At 63.7% G+C, this 22,570-nt stretch carries 25 protein-coding genes; 14 read left to right on the top strand and 11 right to left on the bottom strand.

The features are described from left to right. Positions 1 to 77: 77 nt before the first annotated feature. The 6 genes from hemA (at position 78) to AC5QPF_RS27685 (ending at position 5,448) form a co-directional block, all read left to right on the top strand. Positions 78 to 1,355, top strand: coding sequence for a glutamyl-tRNA reductase (gene hemA / locus AC5QPF_RS27710; RefSeq protein WP_494960810.1), 1,278 nt, complete (start codon positions 78 to 80; stop codon positions 1,353 to 1,355). Further along, a complete protein-coding gene (gene prfA, locus AC5QPF_RS27705) occupies positions 1,352 to 2,434 on the top strand; it encodes a peptide chain release factor 1 (protein ID WP_494960809.1) in 1,083 nt (360 codons plus the stop codon). The genes hemA and prfA overlap by 4 nt, the downstream gene beginning before the upstream one ends. After that, a complete protein-coding gene (gene prmC, locus AC5QPF_RS27700) occupies positions 2,435 to 3,265 on the top strand; it encodes a peptide chain release factor N(5)-glutamine methyltransferase (RefSeq protein ID WP_494960808.1) in 831 nt (276 codons plus the stop codon). Beyond that, positions 3,259 to 4,014, top strand: a complete 756-nt coding sequence (locus tag AC5QPF_RS27695) for a molybdopterin-synthase adenylyltransferase MoeB (RefSeq protein ID WP_494960807.1) — start codon at positions 3,259 to 3,261, stop codon at positions 4,012 to 4,014. Before prmC ends, AC5QPF_RS27695 begins: the two co-directional genes overlap by 7 nt. Beyond that, positions 4,007 to 4,807 carry a glutamate racemase gene (murI, locus tag AC5QPF_RS27690; RefSeq protein WP_494960806.1) on the top strand — a complete coding sequence of 267 codons (801 nt, stop codon included), beginning with the start codon at positions 4,007 to 4,009 and terminating at the stop codon, positions 4,805 to 4,807. The genes AC5QPF_RS27695 and murI overlap by 8 nt, the downstream gene beginning before the upstream one ends. Before the next feature lie 125 nt (positions 4,808 to 4,932). Next, complete coding sequence (locus tag AC5QPF_RS27685) at positions 4,933 to 5,448, top strand: acyloxyacyl hydrolase (protein WP_494960805.1); 516 nt, start codon at positions 4,933 to 4,935, stop codon at positions 5,446 to 5,448. 606 nt (positions 5,449 to 6,054) lie between these two features. Here the strand turns inward: AC5QPF_RS27685 and AC5QPF_RS27680 are convergent. The 5 genes from AC5QPF_RS27680 to AC5QPF_RS27660 form a co-directional block, all read right to left on the bottom strand. Continuing rightward, a complete protein-coding gene (locus tag AC5QPF_RS27680) occupies positions 6,055 to 6,753 on the bottom strand; it encodes an SDR family NAD(P)-dependent oxidoreductase (protein WP_494960804.1) in 699 nt (232 codons plus the stop codon). Further along, positions 6,743 to 8,185 carry a deoxyribodipyrimidine photo-lyase gene (gene phrB, locus AC5QPF_RS27675; RefSeq protein WP_494960803.1) on the bottom strand — a complete coding sequence of 481 codons (1,443 nt, stop codon included), beginning with the start codon at positions 8,183 to 8,185 and terminating at the stop codon, positions 6,743 to 6,745. Before phrB ends, AC5QPF_RS27680 begins: the two co-directional genes overlap by 11 nt. A gap of 3 nt (positions 8,186 to 8,188) precedes the next feature. Next, complete coding sequence (locus tag AC5QPF_RS27670) at positions 8,189 to 9,091, bottom strand: MerR family transcriptional regulator (protein WP_494960802.1); 903 nt, start codon at positions 9,089 to 9,091, stop codon at positions 8,189 to 8,191. After that, positions 9,081 to 10,037, bottom strand: coding sequence for a DUF1722 domain-containing protein (locus AC5QPF_RS27665; protein WP_494964265.1), 957 nt, complete (start codon positions 10,035 to 10,037; stop codon positions 9,081 to 9,083). The genes AC5QPF_RS27670 and AC5QPF_RS27665 overlap by 11 nt, the downstream gene beginning before the upstream one ends. 110 nt (positions 10,038 to 10,147) lie before the next feature. After that, positions 10,148 to 11,134, bottom strand: coding sequence for an FAD-dependent oxidoreductase (locus AC5QPF_RS27660; protein ID WP_494960801.1), 987 nt, complete (start codon positions 11,132 to 11,134; stop codon positions 10,148 to 10,150). 191 nt (positions 11,135 to 11,325) lie between these two features. Here AC5QPF_RS27660 and AC5QPF_RS27655 point away from each other — a divergent pair, with 191 nt between their 5' ends. Then, positions 11,326 to 12,228: a TIGR01777 family oxidoreductase gene (locus AC5QPF_RS27655; protein ID WP_494960800.1), complete on the top strand. Its 903-nt coding sequence runs from the start codon at positions 11,326 to 11,328 to the stop codon at positions 12,226 to 12,228. A gap of 12 nt (positions 12,229 to 12,240) precedes the next feature. After that, positions 12,241 to 13,254, top strand: coding sequence for a ferrochelatase (gene hemH, locus AC5QPF_RS27650; RefSeq protein WP_494960799.1), 1,014 nt, complete (start codon positions 12,241 to 12,243; stop codon positions 13,252 to 13,254). Between the two features lie 57 nt (positions 13,255 to 13,311). Here hemH and AC5QPF_RS27645 read toward each other — a convergent pair whose 3' ends face one another. Next, a complete protein-coding gene (locus tag AC5QPF_RS27645; RefSeq protein ID WP_494960798.1) occupies positions 13,312 to 14,586 on the bottom strand; it encodes a solute carrier family 23 protein in 1,275 nt (424 codons plus the stop codon). 2 nt (positions 14,587 to 14,588) lie between these two features. Beyond that, positions 14,589 to 15,227 carry a uracil phosphoribosyltransferase gene (gene upp, locus AC5QPF_RS27640; protein WP_330073818.1) on the bottom strand — a complete coding sequence of 213 codons (639 nt, stop codon included), beginning with the start codon at positions 15,225 to 15,227 and terminating at the stop codon, positions 14,589 to 14,591. A 167-nt stretch (positions 15,228 to 15,394) separates the two neighbouring features. Between upp and AC5QPF_RS27635 the strand changes: the two genes are divergently transcribed. The 4 genes from AC5QPF_RS27635 (at position 15,395) to AC5QPF_RS27620 (ending at position 17,338) form a co-directional block, all read left to right on the top strand. Beyond that, positions 15,395 to 15,952 (top strand): hypoxanthine-guanine phosphoribosyltransferase, encoded by a 558-nt coding sequence (locus AC5QPF_RS27635; RefSeq protein ID WP_458979091.1) that lies wholly within the window; start codon positions 15,395 to 15,397, stop codon positions 15,950 to 15,952. Between the two features lie 3 nt (positions 15,953 to 15,955). After that, positions 15,956 to 16,429, top strand: a complete 474-nt coding sequence (locus tag AC5QPF_RS27630) for a WbuC family cupin fold metalloprotein (protein ID WP_494960797.1) — start codon at positions 15,956 to 15,958, stop codon at positions 16,427 to 16,429. A gap of 78 nt (positions 16,430 to 16,507) precedes the next feature. Continuing rightward, the gene (locus AC5QPF_RS27625; protein WP_494960796.1) at positions 16,508 to 16,975 is read left to right on the top strand and encodes a hypothetical protein; all 468 of its coding nucleotides are present in this window, start codon (positions 16,508 to 16,510) and stop codon (positions 16,973 to 16,975) included. Positions 16,976 to 17,047: 72 nt separating this feature from the next. Continuing rightward, positions 17,048 to 17,338 (top strand): PA4642 family protein, encoded by a 291-nt coding sequence (locus AC5QPF_RS27620; protein ID WP_494960795.1) that lies wholly within the window; start codon positions 17,048 to 17,050, stop codon positions 17,336 to 17,338. A gap of 97 nt (positions 17,339 to 17,435) precedes the next feature. On the opposite strand, the gene mqo is transcribed toward AC5QPF_RS27620, so the two are convergent. Together mqo and AC5QPF_RS27610 are read right to left on the bottom strand one after the other, a co-directional pair. Then, positions 17,436 to 18,941: a malate dehydrogenase (quinone) gene (gene mqo, locus AC5QPF_RS27615; protein WP_494960794.1), complete on the bottom strand. Its 1,506-nt coding sequence runs from the start codon at positions 18,939 to 18,941 to the stop codon at positions 17,436 to 17,438. 605 nt (positions 18,942 to 19,546) lie between these two features. Further along, the gene (locus AC5QPF_RS27610; protein ID WP_494960793.1) at positions 19,547 to 19,777 is read right to left on the bottom strand and encodes a hypothetical protein; all 231 of its coding nucleotides are present in this window, start codon (positions 19,775 to 19,777) and stop codon (positions 19,547 to 19,549) included. Positions 19,778 to 19,951: 174 nt separating this feature from the next. Here AC5QPF_RS27610 and AC5QPF_RS27605 point away from each other — a divergent pair, with 174 nt between their 5' ends. Continuing rightward, complete coding sequence (locus AC5QPF_RS27605) at positions 19,952 to 20,536, top strand: YajG family lipoprotein (RefSeq protein WP_494960792.1); 585 nt, start codon at positions 19,952 to 19,954, stop codon at positions 20,534 to 20,536. 92 nt (positions 20,537 to 20,628) lie between these two features. Here AC5QPF_RS27605 and AC5QPF_RS27600 read toward each other — a convergent pair whose 3' ends face one another. Next, on the bottom strand, positions 20,629 to 20,835 hold the full coding sequence (locus AC5QPF_RS27600) for a hypothetical protein (RefSeq protein WP_494960791.1): 207 nt from the start codon (positions 20,833 to 20,835) through the stop codon (positions 20,629 to 20,631). A gap of 153 nt (positions 20,836 to 20,988) precedes the next feature. On the opposite strand from AC5QPF_RS27600, the gene AC5QPF_RS27595 reads away from it, so the two are divergent. Continuing rightward, complete coding sequence (locus AC5QPF_RS27595) at positions 20,989 to 21,249, top strand: hypothetical protein (protein ID WP_494960790.1); 261 nt, start codon at positions 20,989 to 20,991, stop codon at positions 21,247 to 21,249. 51 nt (positions 21,250 to 21,300) lie between these two features. Here the strand turns inward: AC5QPF_RS27595 and AC5QPF_RS27590 are convergent, their stop codons facing one another. Then, entirely contained in the window at positions 21,301 to 22,467 is a 1,167-nt protein-coding gene (locus AC5QPF_RS27590) for a 1-acyl-sn-glycerol-3-phosphate acyltransferase (RefSeq protein WP_494960789.1), read from the bottom strand. Positions 22,468 to 22,570: the final 103 nt, after the last annotated feature.

The raw sequence follows: 22,570 nt of genomic DNA, 5'->3' as shown, positions 1-22,570 counted from the left end.
CAATCGCGAGCGGTGGTTGTTCTCGATCCAGCGAAGTAGGACAATTATCGGCTTCACGTCACAACCAGCGACCTTGAATGGCCTTTCTTGCCCTCGGTATCAACCATAAGACTGCCTCGGTAGACGTACGCGAGCGCGTGGCGTTTACCCCCGAGCAGCTGGTCGAAGCCTTGCAGCAGCTCTGCCGACTGACCGCCAGCCGCGAAGCCGCGATCCTTTCGACCTGCAACCGCAGCGAACTGTACATCGAGCAGGACCACCTGGCGGCGGACAGCGTTTTGCGCTGGCTGGCCGATTATCACCAGTTGAGCATCGACGAACTGCGCGCCAGTGCCTACATCCACGAGGACCATGACGCCGTCCGGCACATGATGCGGGTCGCCTCCGGGCTCGACTCACTGGTGCTCGGCGAGCCGCAGATCCTCGGCCAGATGAAGTCGGCCTACGCCGTGGCCCGCGAGGCGGGGACCATCGGCCCGCTGCTGGGGCGCCTGTTCCAGGCTACCTTCAGCGCTGCCAAGCAGGTGCGCACCGATACCGCGATCGGTGAGAACCCGGTGTCCGTGGCCTTCGCTGCGGTCAGCCTGGCCAAGCAGATCTTCAGCGACCTCGGGCGCAGCCAGGCCCTGCTGATCGGCGCCGGCGAGACCATCACCCTGGTCGCCCGCCACCTGCACGAGCAGGGCGTACGCCGCATCGTCGTGGCCAACCGCACCCTGGAGCGCGCCAGCACCCTGGCCGAGCAGTTCGGTGCCCACGCCGTGCTGCTGGCGGACATCCCGCAGGAACTGGTCAACAGCGACATCGTCATCAGTTCCACCGCCAGCCAGTTACCGATCCTCGGCAAGGGCGCGGTGGAAAGCGCGCTGAAACAACGCCGGCACAAGCCGATCTTCATGGTCGACATTGCCGTGCCGCGGGATATCGAGCCGCAGGTCGGCGAACTGGACGATGTCTATCTCTATACCGTCGACGACCTGCACGATGTCGTCGCGGAAAACCTCAAGAGCCGCCAGGGCGCTGCCCAGGCCGCCGAAGAGTTGGTCACGGTTGGTGCCGATGACTTCATGTCGCGCCTGCGTGAACTGGCCGCGGTGGACGTGCTCAAGGCCTACCGCCAGCAAAGCGAGCGCCTGCGCGACGAGGAACTGCAAAAGGCCCAGCGCCTGCTGGCCAACGGTGCCAATGCCGAGGACGTGCTGCTGCAACTGGCCCGTGGCCTGACCAACAAGCTGCTGCACGCGCCGAGCGTGCAACTGAAAAAGCTCTCCGCCGAAGGCCGCCTCGATGCGCTGGCCATGGCCCAGGAACTCTTCGCCCTCAACGAGGGCCCGACGGATAAAACCCCGCAATGAAAGCGTCGCTGCTGAACAAACTGGACATCCTCCAGGACCGCTTCGAGGAACTGACCGCCCTGCTCGGCGATGCCGAAGTCATTTCCGACCAGACCCGCTTCCGCGCCTATTCCCGTGAATACGCCGAGGTCGAGCCGGTGGCTGCAGCCTTTGCGCAGTGGCGCAAGCTGCAGGACGATCTGGAAGGGGCACAGGCCCTGCTCAAGGACAGCGACCCCGACCTGCGCGAGATGGCCGTGGAAGAAGTCCGCGAAGCCAAGGAGCAACTGCAGCAACTGGAAGACCAGTTGCAGCGCATGCTCCTGCCCAAGGACCCCAACGACGGTCGCAACGTGTTCCTGGAAATCCGTGCCGGTACCGGCGGCGACGAGGCGGCTATCTTCTCCGGCGACCTGTTCCGCATGTACTCGCGCTACGCCGAGCGGCGTGGCTGGCGCCTGGAGATTCTCTCGGAGAACGAGGGCGAACACGGCGGCTACAAGGAAATCATCGCCCGGGTCGAGGGCGAAAGCGTCTACGGCAAGCTCAAGTTCGAGTCCGGTGCGCACCGCGTGCAGCGGGTCCCCGAGACCGAATCCCAGGGCCGCATCCACACCTCTGCGTGCACCGTGGCGGTGCTGCCGGAGCCTGATGAGCAGGTGGCCATCGAGATCAACCCGGCCGATCTGCGGGTGGACACCTACCGCGCTTCCGGCGCCGGTGGCCAGCACGTGAACAAGACCGACTCGGCGATCCGCATCACCCACTTGCCCACCGGCATCGTTGTGGAGTGCCAGGAAGAGCGTTCGCAGCACAAGAACCGCGCACGGGCGATGTCCTGGCTGTCGGCCAAACTCAACGACATGCAGACCAGCGCCGCGCAGAACGCCATCGCCTCCGAGCGCAAGCTGCTGGTGGGCTCGGGCGACCGCTCCGAGCGCATCCGCACCTACAACTATCCACAGGGCCGTGTCACCGATCACCGTATCAACCTGACCCTTTATTCGCTTGACGATGTCCTGGCGGGTGGCGTCGACGCTGTAATCGAGCCGCTGCTGGCGGAATATCAGGCTGATCAACTGGCCGCACTGGGTGACTAAATGACCATCATTGCCAGCCTGCTCCGCGGCGCGGAGCTTCCCGACTCGCCCACCGCGCGCCTGGACGCTGAATTGCTCCTGGCTGCCGCCATCGGCAAGAGCCGCAGCTACCTGCACACCTGGCCGGAGCGCATCGTCGCCAGCGAGGCGGCGCAGACCTTCGCCGACTACCTGCAGCGGCGCCGCGCCGGCGAGCCGGTGGCCTACATCCTCGGCCAGCAGGGCTTCTGGAATCTCGATCTGGAAGTCGCCCCGCACACCCTGATTCCGCGTCCGGAAACCGAGCTGCTGGTGGAGACCGCCATGCAGTTGCAACCGGCCGACCAGGCCCGGGTCCTCGACCTCGGCACCGGTACCGGCGCTATCGCCCTGGCCCTGGCCAGCGAGCGCCGGCAGTGGCAGGTCACCGCAGTAGACCGTGTGGACGAGGCCGTGGCCCTGGCCGAACGCAATCGCCAACGCCTGCAACTGGACAACGCTCGCGTGCTGGTCAGCCACTGGTTCAGCGCACTGGATGGCCAGCGTTTCGACGTGATCATCAGCAACCCGCCGTACATCGCCGCAGAAGATCCGCACCTGGTGGCCGGCGATGTGCGATTCGAGCCGAGCAGCGCCCTGGTGGCCGGACACGATGGCCTGGACGATCTGCGTCAGATCATCGCCGAGGCCCCGGCGCACCTGGTAGGCGGCGGCTGGCTGCTGCTGGAACACGGTTACGACCAGGCCGCAGCAGTACGTGAACTGCTGGCCCGCCACGGTTTCGAGCAGATCGAAAGCCGCCTTGACCTCAACGCGCACGAGCGCATCACCCTGGGGCGCCTGCCGTGCTGAGCGACGAGGAACTGCTGCGCTACAGCCGGCAGATCCTGCTGGCGCAGATCGATATCGACGGCCAGTTGCGCCTGAAAAACGCCAGCGCGCTGATCGTCGGCCTTGGCGGCCTCGGCTCGCCGGTGGCCTTGTACCTGGCGGCGGCGGGGGTCGGCAGCCTGCACCTGGCGGACTTCGACACGGTCGACCTGACCAACCTGCAACGGCAGATCATTCACGACGGCGCTTCCGTCGGCCAGCCCAAGGTCGATTCGGCGCTGGCCCGCCTGCGCGGTCTTAACCCTGATATCGAACTGGTCGCCCACCGTCGTGCGCTGGACGAGGATTCCCTGGCCGCCGCAGTAGCAGCGGTCGACCTGGTGCTGGATTGCTCGGACAACTTCGGTACCCGCGAGGCGGTCAACGCCGCCTGCGTCAAGGCCGGCAAGCCGCTGGTCAGTGGTGCGGCGATTCGCCTGGAAGGGCAGTTGTCGGTGTTCGACCCGCGCCGCCCGGAGAGCCCGTGCTACCACTGCCTGTATGGCCATGGCAGCGAGGCCGAACTGACCTGCAGCGAGGCCGGCGTGGTCGGCCCGTTGGTGGGGCTGGTCGGCAGCCTGCAAGCGCTGGAAGCCCTGAAGCTGCTGGCCGGTTTCGGCGAGCCGCTGGTGGGCCGCCTGCTGCTGGTGGACGCCCTGGGCACGCGCTTCCGCGAGCTGCGGGTCAAGCGCGATCCGGGTTGCGCCGTGTGTGGGACGACCCATGACTGAGGCGGCGGCAGCGCCGGTAGGCGTGTTCGATTCCGGCGTCGGCGGCCTGTCGGTGCTGGCCGAGATCGCCCGCCTGCTGCCCGACGAATCGCTGCTGTATGTGGCTGACTGCGGCAACATCCCCTACGGCGAGAAATCTCCGGAGTTCATCCGCCAGCGCTGCCGCAGCGTGGCCGAGTTCTTTCAGGAGCAGGGCGCCAAGGCCGTGGTCCTGGCCTGCAATACCGCCACCGTGGCTGCCGCCGCGGACCTGCGTGAACGCTTTCCGCATTGGCCTCTGGTTGGCATGGAGCCGGCGGTAAAGCCGGCGGCGGCGGCAACCCGCAGCGGTGTGGTCGGCGTACTGGCGACTACCGGCACGCTGCAGAGCGCCAAGTTCGCGGCCTTGCTCGACCGGTTTGCCACCGATGTGCAGGTGGTCACTCAGCCCTGCCCGGGGCTGGTCGAGCGCATCGAGGCGGGCGACCTGGGCAGTCCGCTCCTGCGCCACTTGCTCCAGGGCTATGTCGAGCCGCTGCTGGCCGCCGGCTGCGACACCATTATCCTCGGTTGCACCCACTATCCCTTCCTGCGGCCCTTGCTGAGCCAGATGGTCCCGGCCTCGGTGGCAATCATCGATACCGGCGCCGCCGTGGCTCGCCAGCTCCAGCGTTTGCTTGCCGAGCGCGATCTTCTTGCTATTGGCCCGTCCCGACCGACCCAGTTCTGGACCAGCGCCGACCCTGAACATTTGAGAAACATCCTGCCGTTGTTGTGGAATAAATCTGACTCTGTGCAAAGCTTCTCCCGGTAATCGACAAAATTTTCACAAAAAGTCGAAAACTCACTGAACTCCTTTGTAAGCGCTGATTTCTACTACGTTGTCTGATGAGACACAAAAACACCAATAAACGGCTTTTCCTATAAAGGACGTTTCTCATGAAGAAACTTTGTTTGGCTGTGGTTGCAGCCGCAACCCTGGGGCACGTATTCACTGCGCAGGCCGCTGGCGTGACATTCGCCGTTGGCCAGACCAGCGATTCCACCATGACCTATCGCCTCGGCTTCGAGTCCGACTGGGATGCCAGTTGGTGGCAGACCAGTGTCGGCCGTCTGACCGGCTACTGGGACGCCGGATACACCTATTGGGAAGGGGACGATACGTCGAGCAACCACAGCCTGTCGTTCGCTCCGGTGTTCGTCTATGAATTTGGTGGTGGGTCGGTCAAGCCGTACATCGAGGCCGGTATTGGCGTCGCTGCATTTGCCCACACCAAGTATGAAAGCAACGACATGGGCTCGGCCTTCCAGTTCGAAGACCGCATCGGCTTCGGCCTGCGTTTTGCCGGCGGGCATGAAGTGGGGATTCGCGCGATCCACTACTCCAACGCCGGCCTCAAGGAACCTAACGATGGTGTCGAGAGCTATGCCTTGCATTACCGCATGGCGCTCTGAGGCCTGAACAGGAAACCCCGCTTCGGCGGGGTTTCTTTTGGTTCATCACGGAATACCGGGAAGCTTTGGGTTTAGTGGCGGAATCGGTATCGCGAGCTTATCCATTGCGGGCGGCGAAGCCACCGGCCCCTTCCGCCTCTACGGCGGGTCCATTTTGTCTTGGCAAAATAGACGAAAACCGCTTGCTCCTGCATCCGGCCCTGCGCTGCGCTCCGGGTCCCCTCCCTCCGGCGCCTGACGTCGCGAGTTACGGGTGACGACACGAAAGACCCATCTTCGAAAACAAGATCGGCATCGATAGCCCAACATAACAAGACGCCGCGCTCTTGCTTTTGCTCTTGGTGCGCGAAGGTTCAGACGCCGCAAATTGCGACCTCGGCCGGCCGAGTGGAGGTGTCTTGCGGGGGCAGGTGCGCAGCACCCTTCGGCGAAGCCGAAGCGCGAGGTGCAATGGATAAGCTCGCGACACCGACACCGAACATTCAACCCCCAAGTTTCCCGATATACCGTGAAGAACCTTTCTTTTTGCCGGGATCTTCCGGTTTGTACAGGACTTTGTGGGTGCGCGCTCAGCATCCGGTCTTGATCACTCTGGTGTGTCAGGACTCACCGCCGCAACGGCCACAAACTGCTGATCGACATCGCCTCCAGCACCATCTCCGGCATGCGCCGCGGCAAGCGATCGATGATCGCCAGCGCCGCCGTATCCGCCGTCCATTGCTGTGGCAGGACGATGCTCGGGGTGATGGGTTTCTTCAGGGTTTGCGGGGCGACCAGGGTCAGATCGATTTCCTGAGGCGAAAGCCGGCTGCGGGTTTCGCTGAACCACTGGCCCATGCTGTTCTGCGCTGTCGGCCACTGACTGCTTTCGTGCTGCTGGATCGCTGTCAGGTTGCTCAGGATCCCCACGACATGGGGCTTCCTGCCAGCGAGCAGCAGCGGCAGGGCACTGTCCAGGCCGTGGGCGCTGGCCGCCAGGTTGCTGGCGATCAGGGCTTCGAACAGTGCCGTGCCGCTGGCCTGTTCGTCCAGATAGTCACAGGCCCCGGCATTGAGGATCAGCATGTCCAGTGCGCCCCAGCGTTCCTGGATGCACTGGCTCATGCGCTCGGCCTGCGCGGCGTCGCTGAGGTCGCCGTCGAGCATGAGGCAGCTCGGCAACAGATTGCCCGGCAGGGTGTCGAACGGAGCACGGCCGCTGATCGCCACCTGATGACCAAGGCTGAGCAGGTGCAAGGCCAATGCATGACCGAGGCCAGTGCTGGCGCCGGTGACCCAGATTCGTTTCGGATGCTCAGTAGTCACGGTTTGGTTCTACTTCTTCGGAGTCTTTGGGAAGTTGCCTGAATGCCTCGATTGCACGCTGACGGCTCATGCTCAGGTCGACGATGGGTTGTGGATAACCCTTCACCGCGAACAGTCCGCCTGGGCTGTGAACTTCCCTGTCATCCAAATCCTGCAGTTCTGGTAGCCAGTGTTTCAGAAAGCGTCCCTTGCTGTCGAAGCGCTGGGACTGACTTACCGGGTTGAATACCCGGAAATAAGGCACCGAGTCGGTGCCGGTGGAGGCGCTCCACTGCCAACCACCGTTGTTTGCGGCCAGATCGCCGTCGATCAGATGACGCATGAAGAATCGCTCACCCTCGCGCCAGTCGATCAGCAGGTTCTTGCTGAGGAACATCGCCACTACCATGCGCAGCCGGTTGTGCATCCAGCCGGTGGTGATCAGCTGGCGCATGGCGGCATCGACGATGGGCACGCCGGTGCGGCCTTCCTGCCAGGCTGCCAGGTCCGCCGGGGCATCGCGCCATGGCACCGCCTCGGTGGCGGGACGGAAGGCACGGTGCCGCGAAACGCGCGGATACCCCGTCAGCACATGCTTGTAGAACTCGCGCCAGAGCAGTTCGTTGATCCAGGTGATCGCTCCCGGGTTACCGCTTTCGAATTCGCCCTGATTACTCGCCAGCGCCGCATGCAGACACTGGCGCACCGAGATCACCCCGGCGGCCAGGTACGGTGACAACTGGCTGGTTCCGTCGACTGCGGGGAGATCACGTGTTACAGAATAGTCCGCCATGACGTCGTCGACGAAACTTTTCAACCGTTTGCGGGCGTGTTCTTCACCGGCGGGCCAATGATCGCGCAAAGCCTCGGAAGGCTGTGTGAACCCCTTGATTGACGCGGGTATCTCGTCGCTGGTGGCCTTGAGCTTTTCCTGCTGGCGCGGCAGGCGCTGCAACGCTGGCAGACCGTGGTGCAGGCGCTGGTAGCAGACCTTGCGGAACTGGGTGAAGACCTTGAAATAGCTGCCACTCTTGGTCAGCACGGTGCCCGGCTTGAACAGCAACTGGTCCAGATGGCTGTGCAGGGTGATGCCGTGACCTTGCAGCAACTCGCCGACCTCGCGGTCGCGCCGTGCTTCGTTGACGCCGTATTCCTCGTTTACGTGCACATCCTGCACGCCGTGCTCGCGGCAGACCTGGTGAATTACCCGTGGTGCACTGGCCCAGTGTTCGGCGTGGCGTATCAACAGGGGGATGTTGTAGTGCGCCAGAGCGTCCTTGAGCTCACGCAGGTTGCGCAGCCAAAAGTCTACTTTGCACGGGGCGTCGTCATGGTCTTTCCATTGGCCGGGGCTGGTCAGCCACAAGGCCAGGGTCGGACCACGCTCACAGGCGGCGACCAGCGCGGTATTGTCGTGAACGCGCAGGTCGCTGCGCAGCCATATCAGTTGCATGTATCAGTTTCCGGGGAGTGTGGCAGGCCGGGCAAGCGGACCAAGACCTTGCAAGTGGCGCAACGCCGTCAGGGGTGAGTCGAGCAGGTAACACCCGGGATCGAGGTCAGGTAATTGCCTGTATAAGGTGACCGCTGCGCCGAACAGGAGTTTCGGTGGCTCGATCAGTGCCAGGGTGCGGTTCAGCGGTACGCTGTCGGTAACCTCGGGGACACTGAGCAGCAGTGCCCGGGCGTCGAGCTGCTCCACGGCCAGCGCCAGGTCGCGCCCCTGCAAGGCCAGGTCGAAGACCTCCACCGGATAGCCGGCATCGCTGACCAGCCAGGCGCACAGCCACAGGGCGGGATCGATGACCTGGCGTCCGGCGCCGACCAGCAACACCGGCGTCCCCTGCAACTGGCGGTTGTTGTGGTACACCCGCAGCCCGAGCTTGCTGCGCAGCCAGCTATGGAAGAACGCCTGTTCCACCCGAGCCGAAGGGTGTATCTGCCAGCGGGTTTCCAGTTCGCCCAGCAGTGGCAGCAAGAGTTGCTCGCACAGTGTGAACGCCGGATAGAGTGCCATTGCCTGGTTGAACTGCTGGTCGAGGCGGCGCTCGGCAAGGTGGGCGATGCAGTCGGTCAGATGAGCGCGTTGCGCCTGCCAGTCGTCACCTTGGGCCACAGGCTGCGGCGCCTGGTCATGCTCAAGCAGCGGAAGCACCTGGCTGACCGCGACACCGCGGTTGAGCCAGGACAGGATTGCCTGGATCCGTTGCACCTGGTCGTGGCTGTACAACCGATGGCCCTTGCTGGTGCGTTGTGGCACCACCAGGCCGTAGCGCCGTTCCCAGGCGCGCAGGGTGACCGGATTGACCCCGGTCAGCCGGGCCACGTCGCGAATCGGCAGCAGAGGTTCAGATGGCATTGCGCAAGCTCAGGTTTTCCGGGTGGGGCTGCAGGTAGACCTGGGCCAGCAAGTAGGGATCGGGGTGATGGCGCAAGTGGTGCTTGAGCAGGGTCAGCGGCACGACGAGAGGCACCACGCCAGCCATGTACTGGTCGATCAGGCCGCGGATTTCCTGTTTGTCCTGCGGTCCGAGGAAGCGCCGCAGGTAGCCGCTGAGGTGCATCAGCACGTTGCCATGGGTGCCGCGGCTGGCGCAGCGGCGCAGGGCGGTCATGAGCTGGCTGAAGTAGGCTGCACCAACCTGTTCGGCATCGTCCTGGCGGGTCATGCTGCCCAGCAGCTTGCCGAGCACCTTGTATTGCTCGGGGTTGTGCGCCATCAACTGGTACTTGTAGCGGGAATGGAAGGCGATCAGTGCATGCCGGCTCAGGCCCTCGCTGCACAGGCGCTGCCAGTCGGCGTAGGCCAGCACGCGGGTGATGAAGTTTTCCCGAAGGACCGGGTCGCACAGGCGACCTTCTTCTTCCACCGGCAGGTCCGGGCGTAGCTCACAGAAGCGCTCGGCGTACAGGCCGCTGGCGAGCTGGCGGGCGGGATAGCCGTTGGCTTGGTAGACCTTGATGCGCTCAAGGCCACAGGACGGCGATTTCTGCATGAAGATGTAGCCGCAGATGTCATCCAGCGCGGCGGCGGTGTGCACGGCGTAGTCGCGCAGGGCATCCGTGACGTCCAGGGACGGGTCGCGGCTGCCGACCGCGCGTGGGTGTTCGGGGTCGCCGGCGAGATGGATCGCCGCCCGTGGAACGCCCAGGCCGATCGCCACTTCCGGACAGACGGGGACCAGTTCGAAGTGCTCTGCCAGTACATGGGTGCACAGGCGCGATTGCTTGTGGCCGCCATTGAAGCGGACTTCCTCGCCCGCAAGGCAGGCACTGATGGCGATTTTCGGCTTGGTGTCGAGCATCTGGATACGACCTTTCTTGTACAAAAATAAAAACCTGTACAACGTTGGTCAGCATAGGCCGATAGTTGTACAAGTCAATATTCCTGTAGAGGTCGTAGTGCCGGCCGAATTTATTCCAGGTGCTCGATCAGCCGACGGGCTGCTTCCTGGCCGCTGAGCCAGGCGCCTTCGACCCGTCCCGACAGGCACCAGTCGCCGCAGGCGTAGAGGCCCAGGTCAGCGTCGGCGAGGGCCCCCCACTCATGGCTGCCGGCGGGGCGGGCGTAGAGCCAGCGGTGGGCCAGGGTGAAGCTCGGCGCGGGAACGGCGCAGCCCACCAGTTCGGCGAAGTCGCCCAGCAGTTGCTCGATCACCGCTTCCTTCTGCAGGTCGATGTGCTGCTTGCTCCAGCCCGAGGTGGCGTGCAGTACCCAGGTGTCGAGGCGTTCCTCGCGGCCCGGCTTGCTGCGGTTGCGCGCCAGCCAGTCGAGGGCGCAGCCCTGGACGAAGCAGCCCTGCATCGGGGTATCGAGGGGCGTGTCGAAACCGAGGGCAATGGCCCAGGTCGGCTCCATCTGCACGCCGGCGGCGGTAGCGGCGAGTTTCGGTGCACACGCCAGCAACGGCGTGGCCTGCGGCGCTGGCACGGCGACGATGACCCGGCTGAACGGGCCATGGCTGCAGCCTTCGGTGTCCTGCAGGTGCCAGTACTGCTTGCCACGGAACACCTCGGTGATGCGGCAACTGAAGTTCACGGTGACGTCCTTGAGCAGGCCGCGGGTGATCGCGCTCATGCGCGGCACACCGACCCAGCGCAGTTGCTCGTCCGGCGAAGGGCTGAGCTGGCCATCGCGGTAGTTGTACAACTGGGGTTTCCACTCCGCGACCCAACCCTTGTCCTGCCAGCGCTGGACCTGCTCGACGAAGCGCCGGTCGCGGGCGGTGAAATATTGGGCGCCGAGGTCGAGGGCGCCGGCGTCACTGCGTTTGCTGGCCATGCGTCCGCCACTGCCGTGGCCCTTGTCGAACAGGTGCACGGTCAACCCTTGTTCTTGCAATGCCTGTGCTGCGGAGAGTCCGGCGATGCCGGCACCGATGATGGCGATAGGTACAGTCATGATGGCCTCTTCGAACCCGTGTGAGGTACAGACAGCCTTGGCTGTCGACAAACCTGTACAACTCTGATGTTCTGTATAAGATTGAACGGCTCGTTACGACAGGTTGGCCTAATGTTTATCCCAGAGCGAACGGTCAAAAAAGTGCCTTGCTCTAAAAATAGACCAGCCCACGCATTAGAGAGGACACGGCCATGAATATATTGCTGACCGGCGGTACGGGTCTTATCGGACAGCAGCTGTGTCGTCACTGGCTCGGCCAAGGGTATCGCCTGACTGTGTGGAGTCGGCGCCCCGAGCAGGTTGGAAAGCTGTGTGGCGCAGGAGTTCGCGGGATTGCCCAATTGCAGGATTATGGCGATGCGCCGCTGGATGCCGTGGTCAACCTGGCCGGCGCGCCCATCGCCGACCGGCCATGGACGGCCTCGCGCCGGGCGCTGCTGTGGGGCAGCCGGATCACCCTCAGCGAGCACTTGCTGAGCTGGCTGGAACGGCGCGAACAACGTCCGGCCGCACTGATTTCCGGCTCCGCCGTGGGCTGGTATGGCGACGGCGGCGAGCGCGAGCTGACCGAGGCCTCGCGTCCGGTGAAGGAGGATTTTGCCAGCCAGCTGTGCATCGCCTGGGAAGAAACCGCGCAACGTGCCGAGGCATTGGGCATCCGCGTGGTCCTGCTGCGTACCGGGTTGGTGCTGTCGGCGGAGGGCGGCTTTTTGTCGCGCCTGCGCCTGCCGTTCAAACTCGGGCTGGGCGGGCCTATCGGCGATGGCCGGCAGTGGATGCCGTGGATTCATATCGCGGATGAAATCGCCCTGATCGATTTTCTCTTGCAGCGCGATGATGCCAGCGGTCCTTATAATGCCTGCGCGCCGGAGCCGGTGCGCAACCGCGAGTTCGCCCGGCGCCTGGGGCGCGCCTTGCACAGGCCGGCGTTCATGCCGCTGCCGGGGCTGGTGCTCAAGGCAGGATTGGGCGAACTGTCGACGCTGCTGCTCGGTGGCCAGCGCGCCCGCCCGGTCCGGGCCCTGGCGGCGGGTTTCACCTTCCGTTTCAACGATGTGCAATCGGCGCTGGACGATTTGTCCCCGCGCCTCTGAAAAGGATGTTGCATGACCGATCACGCTCTGCTGCTGGTCAACCTGGGTTCGCCGGCCTCGACTTCCGTCGCCGATGTGCGCCGTTACCTCAACCAGTTCCTGATGGACCCCTACGTGATCGACCTGCCGTGGCCGGTGCGTCGCCTGCTGGTGTCGCTGATCCTCATCAAGCGCCCGGAACAATCCGCCCATGCCTACGCCTCGATCTGGTGGCCGGAGGGGTCTCCGTTGGTAGTGCTGACACGGAAACTGCAGGAGGCCATGGTGCCGCACTGGCCCCACGGTCCGGTGGAAATCGCCATGCGCTACGGTGAGCCGGCGCTGCCATCGGTACTGCAGCGCCTCGCTGCCCAAGGCGTGCGCAAGGTCACCCTGGCGCCGCTTTATCCACAGTTCGCCGACAGTACAGTGACCACCGTTGTAGAACTGGCGAAAGCGACCATCGCCGAGCAGAAGCTGCCGCTGGAAATGCGCGTGCTGCGTCCGTTCTATGATCAGCCGGAGTACATCGACGCCCTGGTGGCCAGTGCCAAGCCATACCTGGAGCAGGATTTCGATCACCTGCTGCTGAGCTTCCACGGCCTGCCGGAGCGGCATCTGAAGAAGCTCGACCCCACTGGCAAGCACGACTTCCAGCAAGCCGACTGTTGCCACGATGCCTCGGCGCAGATGCTCGCCGTCTGCTACCGTGGCCAGTGCCTGCGCACGGCCCAGGCCTTCGCGAAAAAGATGGGACTGCCGGACGGCAAGTGGTCGGTGTCCTTCCAGTCGCGCCTGGGCAAGGCCAAGTGGATCGAACCCTACACCGAGGCGCGCCTTGATGAGCTGGCCAAGGCCGGGGCGAAGAAGCTGCTGGTGATGTGCCCGGCCTTCGTCGCCGACTGTATCGAGACCCTGGAAGAAATCGGCGACCGCGGTCGCGAGCAGTTCATCGAGGCGGGGGGGGCGGAACTGGTGCTGGTGCCATGCCTGAACGATCACCCGCAATGGGTCGAGGCGCTGACCACGCTCTGCGAACGGGCGTGAAAAACAGAAGGGGCTGCGATTGCAGCCCCTTCTTCGTTCAAGTGTTGGTCGATCCGCTCACGGCAGATGATCGTCCATCACCTTCTTCTTCCAGCCATCATTTCCCGGCAGCAGCAGGTTCAGCGCAATCGCTACCACTGCGCACAGGGCGATGCCTTTCAGGCCCCAGTCATCCGGGCCGTCACCGCTACCCACCAGCACGCCGCCGATGCCGAACACCAGGGTCACCGAGACGATCACCAGGTTGCGGGCTTCGCCGAGGTCGATCTTGTGGCGGATCATGGTGTTCATGCCCACCGCGGCGATGGAGCCGAACAGCAGGCAGAGGATGCCGCCCATCACCGGTACCGGGATGCTCTGCAGCAGCGCGCCGAACTTGCCGATGAAGGCCAGGGTGATGGCGAAGATCGCCGCCCAGGTCATGATCTTCGGGTTGTAGTTCTTGGTCAGCATCACCGCGCCGGTCACTTCGGCGTAGGTGGTGTTGGGCGGGCCACCGAACAGGCCGGCAGTGGTGGTGGCGATGCCGTCACCGAGCAGGGTACGGTGCAGGCCCGGGGTCTTGAGGTAGTCGCGACCGGTCACGCTGCCGACCGCGATCACGCCGCCGATGTGCTCGATGGCCGGAGCCAGGGCCACGGGGACGATGAACAGAATGGCCTGCCAGTTGAACGCCGGGGCGGTGAACTTCGGCAGTTCCAGCCACGGTGCGGCGGCGATCTTGGCCACGTCGACCACGCCGAAGGCGAACGACAGGGCGAAGCCCACCAGCACGCCGGCAATGATCGGCACCAGGCGGAAGATGCCCTTGCCGAACACGGCGACGATCAGGGTGGTCAGCAGCGCCGGCATGGAAATCATCATGGCTGTGGAGTAGGGCATCAGCACGCTGCCGTCACCGGCCTTGCCCATCGCCATGTTGGCGGCGATCGGGGCCATGGCCAGGCCGATGGAGATGATCACCGGACCGATCACCACCGGCGGCAGCAGGCGGTCGATGAAGCCGGTGCCCTTGATCTTCACGGCCAGGCCAAGGAAGGTGTAGACGAAGCCCGCGGCCATCACGCCGCCCATGGTCTCGGCCAGGCCGAACTGGCCCTTGGCGAGGATGATGGGGGTGATGAAGGCGAAGCTCGAGGCCAGGAACACCGGGACCTGACGGCCGGTGACAATCTGGAACAGGATGGTGCCAAGGCCTGCGGTGAACAGCGCGACGTTGGGGTCCAGGCCGGTGATCAGCGGCATCAGCACCAGGGCGCCGAAGGCCACGAAGAGCATCTGCGCGCCGGAGAGGACCTGGCGCCACAGCGGGTCGTTGAACTCGTCCCGCATGCTCAGGTGTCCTTCTGCTTGGTGCCGAAGATCTTGTCACCGGCATCGCCCAGGCCAGGGATGATGTAGCCGTGTTCGTTCAGGCGCTCGTCGATCGAGGCGGTGTACAGCTTGACGTCCGGGTGGGCCTTCTCGACCACGGCGATGCCTTCCGGTGCGGCGACCAGGACCATGGCGCGGATGTCCTTGCAGCCGGCGCGCTTGAGCAGGTCGATGGTGGCGACCATGGAGCCGCCGGTGGCCAGCATCGGGTCGATGATCAGGGCCAGGCGCTGGTCGATTTCCGGGGCGAGCTTTTCCAGGTAGGTGTGGGCTTCTAGGGTTTCCTCATTGCGCGCCACGCCGACGGCGCTGACCTTGGCGCCCGGGATCAGGCTGAGGACGCCGTCGAGCATGCCGATGCCGGCACGCAGGATCGGCACCACGGTGATCTTCTTGCCGGCGATCTTCTCGGCCTGGACCTTGCCGCACCAGCCATCGATTTCGTAGCTTTCCAGCGGCAGGTCCTGGGTGGCTTCATAGGTCAGGAGCGCGCCGACTTCCTGGGCGAGTTCGCGAAAATTCTTGGTGCTGATATCGGCGCGGCGCATCAGGCCGAGCTTGTGGCGGATCAGCGGATGGCGGATCTCACGGATGGGCATAGGGGGAGGGCTCCGGAATGCGGGCAAAAAAACCGCGCTAGATTAATCTATTCGGTCACGCGTGTCCTAGGGGCATACTGGACGTTAGTCCAGAAATGCTTGATCTGGTGCCAACGGATGCGTACCTTTGCCCGCTTTTCCAAATCCTGACCACCTGGAGAGCATCCATGTCCGCCGATCTCGAGCACATCCGCCAAGTCATGCGCGAGGCCGACTGCCTCTACAACGAGGCCGAAGTCGAGGCAGCCATCGCCCGCGTTGGCGCGCAGATCAGCGAAAAGCTCGCCGAGAGCAACCCGGTGGTCTTCTGCGTGATGAACGGTGGCCTGATCTTCGCCGGCAAGTTGCTGACCCACCTGCAGTTCCCGCTGGAGTCGTCCTACCTGCACGCCACCCGCTACCGCAACCAGACCAGCGGCGGCGACCTGTTCTGGAAGGCCAAGCCGGAAGTCTCGTTCATCGACCGCGACGTGCTGATCATCGATGACATCCTCGACGAGGGGCACACCCTGAGCGCCATCCTCGATTTCTGCCGCCATGCCGGTGCCCGCAACGTTTATACCGCCGTGTTGATCGACAAGGACCATGACCGCAAGGCCAGTGCCGACCTCAAGGCCGACTTCTGCGGCCTGAGCTGCGTCGACCGGTATGTCTTCGGTTATGGCATGGACTACAAGGGCTACTGGCGCAATGCTAATGGCATCTATGCCGTCAAAGGACTCTGAGTCATGAGCCAATCGTCCTATCTGGACCAGACGCTGTTTACCGCCATCGCCGAGAAGGCCGGACAAAGCCCGCGCGGGCGCCAGCACCACAACTTCCACGAGATGGACGACCCGTGTCATCGCATGGCGGTTGGCCTTCAGCCGGAAACCTACATTCCGCCCCACCGCCATCAAGCGCTGGACAAGGCAGAGACCCTGATCGTGCTCAAGGGCCAGTTGGGCCTGCTGATCTTCGATGAGGCCGGCCAGGTCATCGACAAGCGGGTCCTGCAGGCCGGGGGCGAATGCCTGGGTGTAGATATGCCGCCCGGCACCTTCCATGGCCTGGTGGTGCTGGAGCGCGACAGCGTGATGTTCGAGTGCAAGGCGGGTCCTTACCGCCCGGTGGCCGACGGCGACATGGCGCCCTGGGCGCCGAAGGAAGGCGAGCCGGAAGTAGCCGCCTACCAGGCCTGGATGCGCGCGCACTTCGATTGAACACGGCAGGGGCCCAGGTGCAACGCTTTGGCCCCGTCTGTCATGCTAGAGTGCCAGGCCGCCTACAAGGAGCCTGTCATGCGTGCGATCCTCCCGCTTCTCCTGTTAATCAGCCTCCCGTTGGCCGCAGCGCCGATGCACAGTCAGTTCCTGCCGCCGGACGAACAGGCGGTCCGCCAGGAAACCCCGGAAACCCAGCAGTTGCTGCAGGTCACCAGCTATTCGGTAGTGGTGGGAAACCAGCGCCAGTCCAACCAGCAGCCATTGCCGATCACCTCGTCGCAAGTGATGCGCCTGAAGGGCAAGCCGCTGAGCCAGGGGGCGTCGATCAGCCAGGTGCTGATCAGCTTCGACGGCGAAGGCAAGAGCCTGCGCAAGCCGGTCTATGACAGTGCCAGCCGCACCCTGACCCTCAACTATCCGCCGGCGCAGTACCAGGTGATCCTCGATCTGCTGCGCAACGACACCGTCTATGTGCAGTTCCTCAGCTACCCGAACGGGCATATCTGGGCCGATGTGCACACCGGAACCCTTCGCGCGCGTTGAGCGGCGGGCGTGCCGGGGGGTACACTGCGTGCCCTCTGGAAAATGTCCTTGATGGTTCAGTTGGAGTCGGAAATGCGTAAAGACAAGAAGCAGGTGATTGGCGACGAGATCAGCGACGACTACGTCAAATCGTTCCTCATTTTCGAGCCGGCCGATGGCCTGACCTCGCCTTCGCACCACAAGCTGATCAAGGGCTACCGCGGCCTGCGCATCGACGACTTCGAGCGTTTCGTCGGGTTCTTCGTCGAGGCCGGCTATGACCTGGATGGCAAGGACGAGCAGGGCAAGACCTTTGTCGAGGTGATCGCCGACCAGCGCAATGCGCCGGAATACATCGAGATCATCGACAAAGCTCGCGGTTGATCTGATGCCCTCATCGCGGGCTTGCCAGCGATGAAGACAATACCGGTCGCAAGGCCATGAAAAAACGCCCAGAAGGGCGTTTTTTCATGGGAGCAGATCAGGCGTAACTTGGCGTCGGACTGCTTTCGACCAGGCCCAGGGCCTCGTCGTTGTACGCCGCGATCTTGTGGTACAGATCAGCGTCGGCGGCCAGTACTTTCTCCCGCGCCGGGAAGATTTCCTTGAGCTTGGCAGCCCACTCGCCCTTGGCCTTGTCGGCGAAGCAGCGCTCGATCAGTTCCAGCATGATCGACACGGTCACCGAAGCGCCTGGCGAAGCGCCCAGCAGGGCGGCCAGCGAGCCGTCCTGGGCGGCGACCAGTTCGGTACCGAACTGCAGGATGCCGCCTTTCTTCGGGTCCTTCTTGATGATCTGCACGCGCTGACCAGCCACTTCCAGGCGCCAGTCCTCGGCTTTCGCCTCGGGGTAGAAGCGGCGCAGGGAATCCAGGCGCTGCTCCATCGACTGCATCACTTCGCTGACCAGGTACTTGGTCAGGTCCATGTTGTCGCGGGCCACGGCCAGCATCGGGCCGATGTTGCCCATGCGGACCGACAGCGGCAGGTCGAGGAACGAACCGTGCTTGAGGAACTTGGTGGTGAAGCCGGCGTATGGCCCGAACAGCAGGGATTTCTTGCCGTCGACGACACGGGTGTCGAGGTGCGGTACCGACATTGGCGGCGCGCCCACCGCGGCCTGGCTGTAGACCTTGGCCTGGTGCTGCTTGACGATTTCCGGATTGTCGCAACGCAGCCACTGGCCGCTCACCGGGAAGCCGCCGAAGCCCTTGCTTTCCGGGATGCCCGAGGCTTGCAGCAGCGGCAGGGCCGCGCCACCGGCGCCGAGGAAGACGAAGCGGGCGTCGACATCACGGCTGCCGCCGCTGTTGACATCCTTGATGCTCACGGTCCAGCCGCTGCCGTTACGGCGCAGGCCGGTGACGCGCTTGCTGTACTTGACCTGCGCATCGGCGCTGTTGCCCAGGTGCTTGAGCAGCTTGTTGGTCAGGGCCCCGAAGTTGACGTCGGTGCCTTTCATGACGCGGGTCGCGGCGATCTTCTGGTCCGCCGGGCGGCCCGGCATCATCAGCGGCATCCAGTCCTTCATCACCGCCTGGTCTTCGGTGTATTCCATCTCGGCGAAGGCGTGGTGCTGCTTGAGCAGCTCGAAGCGCTTCTTGAGGAAGGCGATGCCTTTCTCACCCTCGACGTAGCTCAGGTGCGGCACGGGGTTGATGAACGCCCGTGGCGAGCTGAACGCGCCTTTCTTGCTCAGGTACGCCCAGAACTGCCGGGAGACCTCGAACTGAGTGTTGATGTGCACCGCTTTCTTGATGTCGATGCTGCCATCGGCTGCCTGAGGCGTGTAGTTCAGTTCACACAGCCCGGCATGGCCGGTACCCGCGTTGTTCCACGGATTGGAACTTTCCGCGGCACCCGAATCCATCAACTCGACGACTTCCAGCTTGATCGCCGGATCGAGTTCCTTGAGCAGCACGGCCAGGGTGGCACTCATGATGCCTGCCCCTACCAGTACCACATCGACTGTTTCGTTCTGCGCCATTTAACGCATCTCCAAAATCTTCAGCACCTAATTGACAGCATAGGATCCCGGTCACGCGGGATCGCCATATCCGCTACTTCACAGTTTTTCCAACGTTCACGGACACCGCCAACCGGGCTCTCGATAGTGCATATGAACGCATCCGAGGGCCGGCGTGGCAATTCGACTTATGGTCGAGGCGCCCGCAGCGCGCTGTGCACCGGCCTCAGTCACCCACTCGGGATGAGGACTGACACCAGCTGATCGGGGCTGTTCGGGACACTGATGATGCTCTTGCACATACCAGACTGTTCATGCTCGCCACACTCTCGTGAAGTTGTGAAAACCCGTTTTTTCACGCTCTTTTGGAGTCGTGAACCTCAAAAAGGAGCCGTGCAGGGCAGGCTCGTCAGGTTCAGGCAGAGCGTGGGGCCGAGAAAAAGCGGGCACACCGGCTTAGCAAGACCTGTGTGAACGGCTCTCTGTGGGCGTTTTGGGGGGATGCCGATGCATGGCATTGGCGGTACTGCGGGGCCCGATCAGGAGACGTCCTTATAATCGGGGGCAGATTATAACGATGTCGCGGGCAGAAATGGCCTTTATTACAGACTTTTCTTGCTGACCGGTCAGGCGGCGAGGGCGCGTTGCAGCAGATTGCCACGCCGACGCGGTACGGCCCGGGCGCTGGCAGGCAGCGGACGGTTCAGCCAGCGCAGGTCGGACTCGCCGACTTCGACCCAGCCGGTACCGGCGGGCGGTTGTTCGCAGCACTTGAAGGCCTGGCACAGGCCCTGGGCATCGAGGCGGGCGAAGTGGCGTTGTGGCTGGCGCTTGAACAGGGACCAGAGGCTGGACATGGCGACGTACCTGATGGGGATTGGCGCAAGGATAAGAGTGGGATGATGAAGTCCTTGTGACAGGCGGGAATCAGTAATGTGAAAGTGCTGTCCCATCTCTGTACGGGCCGATGACTGGCGCATGGGGCGCTGGGTATACTGGCGGCCTTTGCCGCTATTCCAGGAGAGATGAGCATGTTGCAACGTTTGTTGTTCGGTTTGATCGCTGTGACCAGCCTGACCCTGGTGGGTTGCGCCCATAGTCCGCAACAACTCAGCCCGCAACCGAAACTCACCGCCCAGCTCGCCCCCGTTGGCCACGGCCAGCCGGTGGTGGTACGGGTGGTCGATGGACGTGGCACCCAGACCCTCGGCACCCGCGGCGGTCTGTACCCGGAAACCAGCGCGATCACCGTTACGGGCAATGATGTCCTGCCCAAGCTGCAGGCCCAGGCCGAAGCCGCGGTGCGCCTGCTCGGCTTCACCCCGACGCCGAACGCCTACAATGCGCCGCAGTTGACCGTGACGCTGGCCGAGCTGAAGTACCAGTCGCCGAAGGAAGGTCTGTACGTGACCGAAGCCACCATTGGCGCGACCTTCAAGGCTGACGTGAACAACGCCAACCGTCGCTACAGCGGCCGCTACGGCGCGTCCCTGGACCAGCGTTTCGGCATGGCGCCGAACCAGGAAACCAACACCAAGCTGGTCAGCGACGTGCTCAGCGATGCGCTGACTCGCCTGTTCAAGGATCCGACCATCGGTCAGGTTCTGGGCGAATAAGCCTTACCGCGTAAACAAGAAGCCCGCGTCCTGTCATCAGGACGCGGGCTTCTTGATTTCTGGACGGTGCACAAAACCCTTGTGGCTGGGTGTCAGGCCGCTTCGATATGAAAGTCGAGCACGCTGATGCCGGTCTGGCTGTCGACCTCCGGCAAGTGATCGTGGGGATGGCCGCCCAAGGCGCAGTAGACCAGCCACTGGCGGTCCTGGACGTTGATGGCGAAACCGTCGATCAGCGCTTCCTGCTCCTCGCTCTGGGCAATCAGATAGAGGCGATCCTGGTTTTCGGCGTGCAGCATGACAAGCTCCGGTGCGTTGCGAGGGCGACAGGGTGGCCTGTGATGATGACGGGCGTGTGACGGCGACCTGCTGTTGGTCATTTGGTCGCAAAGGGCGGGCGAACGCGACCGGCTTGGGTAGAATGCGCGCGGTTCGTTTTTCGAGGTTAGGTGATGTCGCTGCAAATGCTCTGGGGGCTGTTCGCCGGTCACCCGGCCAAACTGATCAATCTGTTCGCGCTGCTGCTCACCTGTCCGGGCGGCCTGCTCCTGCACAACGCCCGCCGCCGCGCATCGCGGGCCATGGCCAGCCTGCCGTCGGGCGAGGCGGCGATCGACCTGCTGACGCAGCGGGTCAACCGGTTCTACTACAGCCTGGGTGGGGCATTCCTGGCGATGGCCCTGTTGCTGTCCTGGGTCAGCACCTGGATCTGATACCTGCTGGGTCTCCATCGCTGGCTTGCCAGCGATGGAGACCCTCAGGGTTTACAAAGGCAGCCCGGCCTTGACCCGATACTGATTGCGCACCGGCGTCGCATACTGCAGCACCAGGTACGGCCGGTGCTCCTCGGGGCACGCCTCCAGCCGGCGCTGCCACTCTGCCTCGGCCTTGGCCAGTTCTTCGGTGCCAAACACCTCGCTGGCCTTCGGTACCTGCAACTGCGGATCGGCATCAGCCCACTGCGCATACGCCAGGTAATGCACCGGGAACAGGCGATAGCCACCGAGAATCTGCTTGTCGATATGCGCCGCCAATTGCTTGGTGTCCTCGAAGGACGCGGTCACCGGCGGCGTGAAGTTGATATGCACCCGACCTTTATAGCCAGTGATGCCAAGGCCGATGCTCAGGTCATCCTCGCCCGGCGCCTTGCTGTAGCTGCCGGTGGTGGCGCGGATGTACAGCTCCCGCGCCTTGGCCGCGTCGCACGGGTCGTATTCGTAGCTGATCGACACCGGACTCAGGTTCAGCGACTGGATCACTTCGCCGAATGGCTCGTCCTTGCGGCTCATGTGGAACATCTTGAGGATCGCCGAATCGGTACGGTCGTCGCCGTCCTTGGCGCGACCTTCGGCCTGGGCGATCCAGATCGATGCGCCATCGTTGCGGATCGAGTGATTGATGTAGGCGGAGAGCAACTGGTACGCGGCCAGCTTCTCGCGCCGACCGCTGATGGAGCGGTGCACGATGAAGCTTTTGTTCAGGCGCATCATGTCGCTGACGAACGGCTTCTGCAGCAGGTTGTCGCCGATGGCGATGCGCGGGGTCGGCAGGCCGGCGTGGTACACGGCGTAGTTGACGAAGGCCGGGTCCATGACGATGTCGCGGTGGTTGGCCAGGAACAGATAGGCGGTGCCCGACTTGAACTGCTCGACGCCGGTGTAGGTAACCCCGTCGGTGGCGCGCTCGATGGTGTGATCGACGTAGAACTCGACCTTGTCCTGCAGGGTTGCGACACAGGTCACCCCGGCGAATTCCTTGCGCAGGCGGCGGGCGATCAGCGGCTTGAGCAGCCAGCCGAAGCTCGTTGCCATCCGCGGGAAGCGGAACCGGGTCAGGATATCGAGGAATGCCGGATCGCTGAGCAGGCGTGCCAGAACGGCAGGGACCTCAGCGTCGTCATACGGTCGGATGGCATCGAATTCGCCCATCATGCTCTCTTGTTGTGAAACGACTAGGGTAAAGGGTGGGGCCGCGCCGAAAAGAACCGGGATCGGTGGCGCAGGACCGGCAATTATACGCACAAGTAACCGCGGA

Source organism: Pseudomonas sp. Con_6 (genome assembly GCF_059379395.1).
Note: the sequence above shows the minus strand (reverse complement) of the source record. Positions and strands in the feature narration are given on the sequence as shown.

Coding starts and splice junctions, on each gene's coding strand:
- hemA (WP_494960810.1), top strand. CDS start 78: ATGGCCTTTCTTGCCCTCGGTATCAACCATAAGACTGCCTCGGTAGAC.
- prfA (WP_494960809.1), top strand. CDS start 1,352: ATGAAAGCGTCGCTGCTGAACAAACTGGACATCCTCCAGGACCGCTTC.
- prmC (WP_494960808.1), top strand. CDS start 2,435: ATGACCATCATTGCCAGCCTGCTCCGCGGCGCGGAGCTTCCCGACTCG.
- murI (WP_494960806.1), top strand. CDS start 4,007: ATGACTGAGGCGGCGGCAGCGCCGGTAGGCGTGTTCGATTCCGGCGTC.
- AC5QPF_RS27685 (WP_494960805.1), top strand. CDS start 4,933: ATGAAGAAACTTTGTTTGGCTGTGGTTGCAGCCGCAACCCTGGGGCAC.
- phrB (WP_494960803.1), bottom strand. CDS start 8,185: ATGCAACTGATATGGCTGCGCAGCGACCTGCGCGTTCACGACAATACC.
- AC5QPF_RS27670 (WP_494960802.1), bottom strand. CDS start 9,091: ATGCCATCTGAACCTCTGCTGCCGATTCGCGACGTGGCCCGGCTGACC.
- AC5QPF_RS27665 (WP_494964265.1), bottom strand. CDS start 10,037: ATGCTCGACACCAAGCCGAAAATCGCCATCAGTGCCTGCCTTGCGGGC.
- AC5QPF_RS27660 (WP_494960801.1), bottom strand. CDS start 11,134: ATGACTGTACCTATCGCCATCATCGGTGCCGGCATCGCCGGACTCTCC.
- AC5QPF_RS27655 (WP_494960800.1), top strand. CDS start 11,326: ATGAATATATTGCTGACCGGCGGTACGGGTCTTATCGGACAGCAGCTG.
- hemH (WP_494960799.1), top strand. CDS start 12,241: ATGACCGATCACGCTCTGCTGCTGGTCAACCTGGGTTCGCCGGCCTCG.
- AC5QPF_RS27645 (WP_494960798.1), bottom strand. CDS start 14,586: ATGCGGGACGAGTTCAACGACCCGCTGTGGCGCCAGGTCCTCTCCGGC.
- upp (WP_330073818.1), bottom strand. CDS start 15,227: ATGCCCATCCGTGAGATCCGCCATCCGCTGATCCGCCACAAGCTCGGC.
- AC5QPF_RS27635 (WP_458979091.1), top strand. CDS start 15,395: ATGTCCGCCGATCTCGAGCACATCCGCCAAGTCATGCGCGAGGCCGAC.
- AC5QPF_RS27630 (WP_494960797.1), top strand. CDS start 15,956: ATGAGCCAATCGTCCTATCTGGACCAGACGCTGTTTACCGCCATCGCC.
- AC5QPF_RS27625 (WP_494960796.1), top strand. CDS start 16,508: ATGCGTGCGATCCTCCCGCTTCTCCTGTTAATCAGCCTCCCGTTGGCC.
- AC5QPF_RS27620 (WP_494960795.1), top strand. CDS start 17,048: ATGCGTAAAGACAAGAAGCAGGTGATTGGCGACGAGATCAGCGACGAC.
- mqo (WP_494960794.1), bottom strand. CDS start 18,941: ATGGCGCAGAACGAAACAGTCGATGTGGTACTGGTAGGGGCAGGCATC.
- AC5QPF_RS27610 (WP_494960793.1), bottom strand. CDS start 19,777: ATGTCCAGCCTCTGGTCCCTGTTCAAGCGCCAGCCACAACGCCACTTC.
- AC5QPF_RS27605 (WP_494960792.1), top strand. CDS start 19,952: ATGTTGCAACGTTTGTTGTTCGGTTTGATCGCTGTGACCAGCCTGACC.
- AC5QPF_RS27600 (WP_494960791.1), bottom strand. CDS start 20,835: ATGCTGCACGCCGAAAACCAGGATCGCCTCTATCTGATTGCCCAGAGC.
- AC5QPF_RS27595 (WP_494960790.1), top strand. CDS start 20,989: ATGTCGCTGCAAATGCTCTGGGGGCTGTTCGCCGGTCACCCGGCCAAA.
- AC5QPF_RS27590 (WP_494960789.1), bottom strand. CDS start 22,467: ATGATGGGCGAATTCGATGCCATCCGACCGTATGACGACGCTGAGGTC.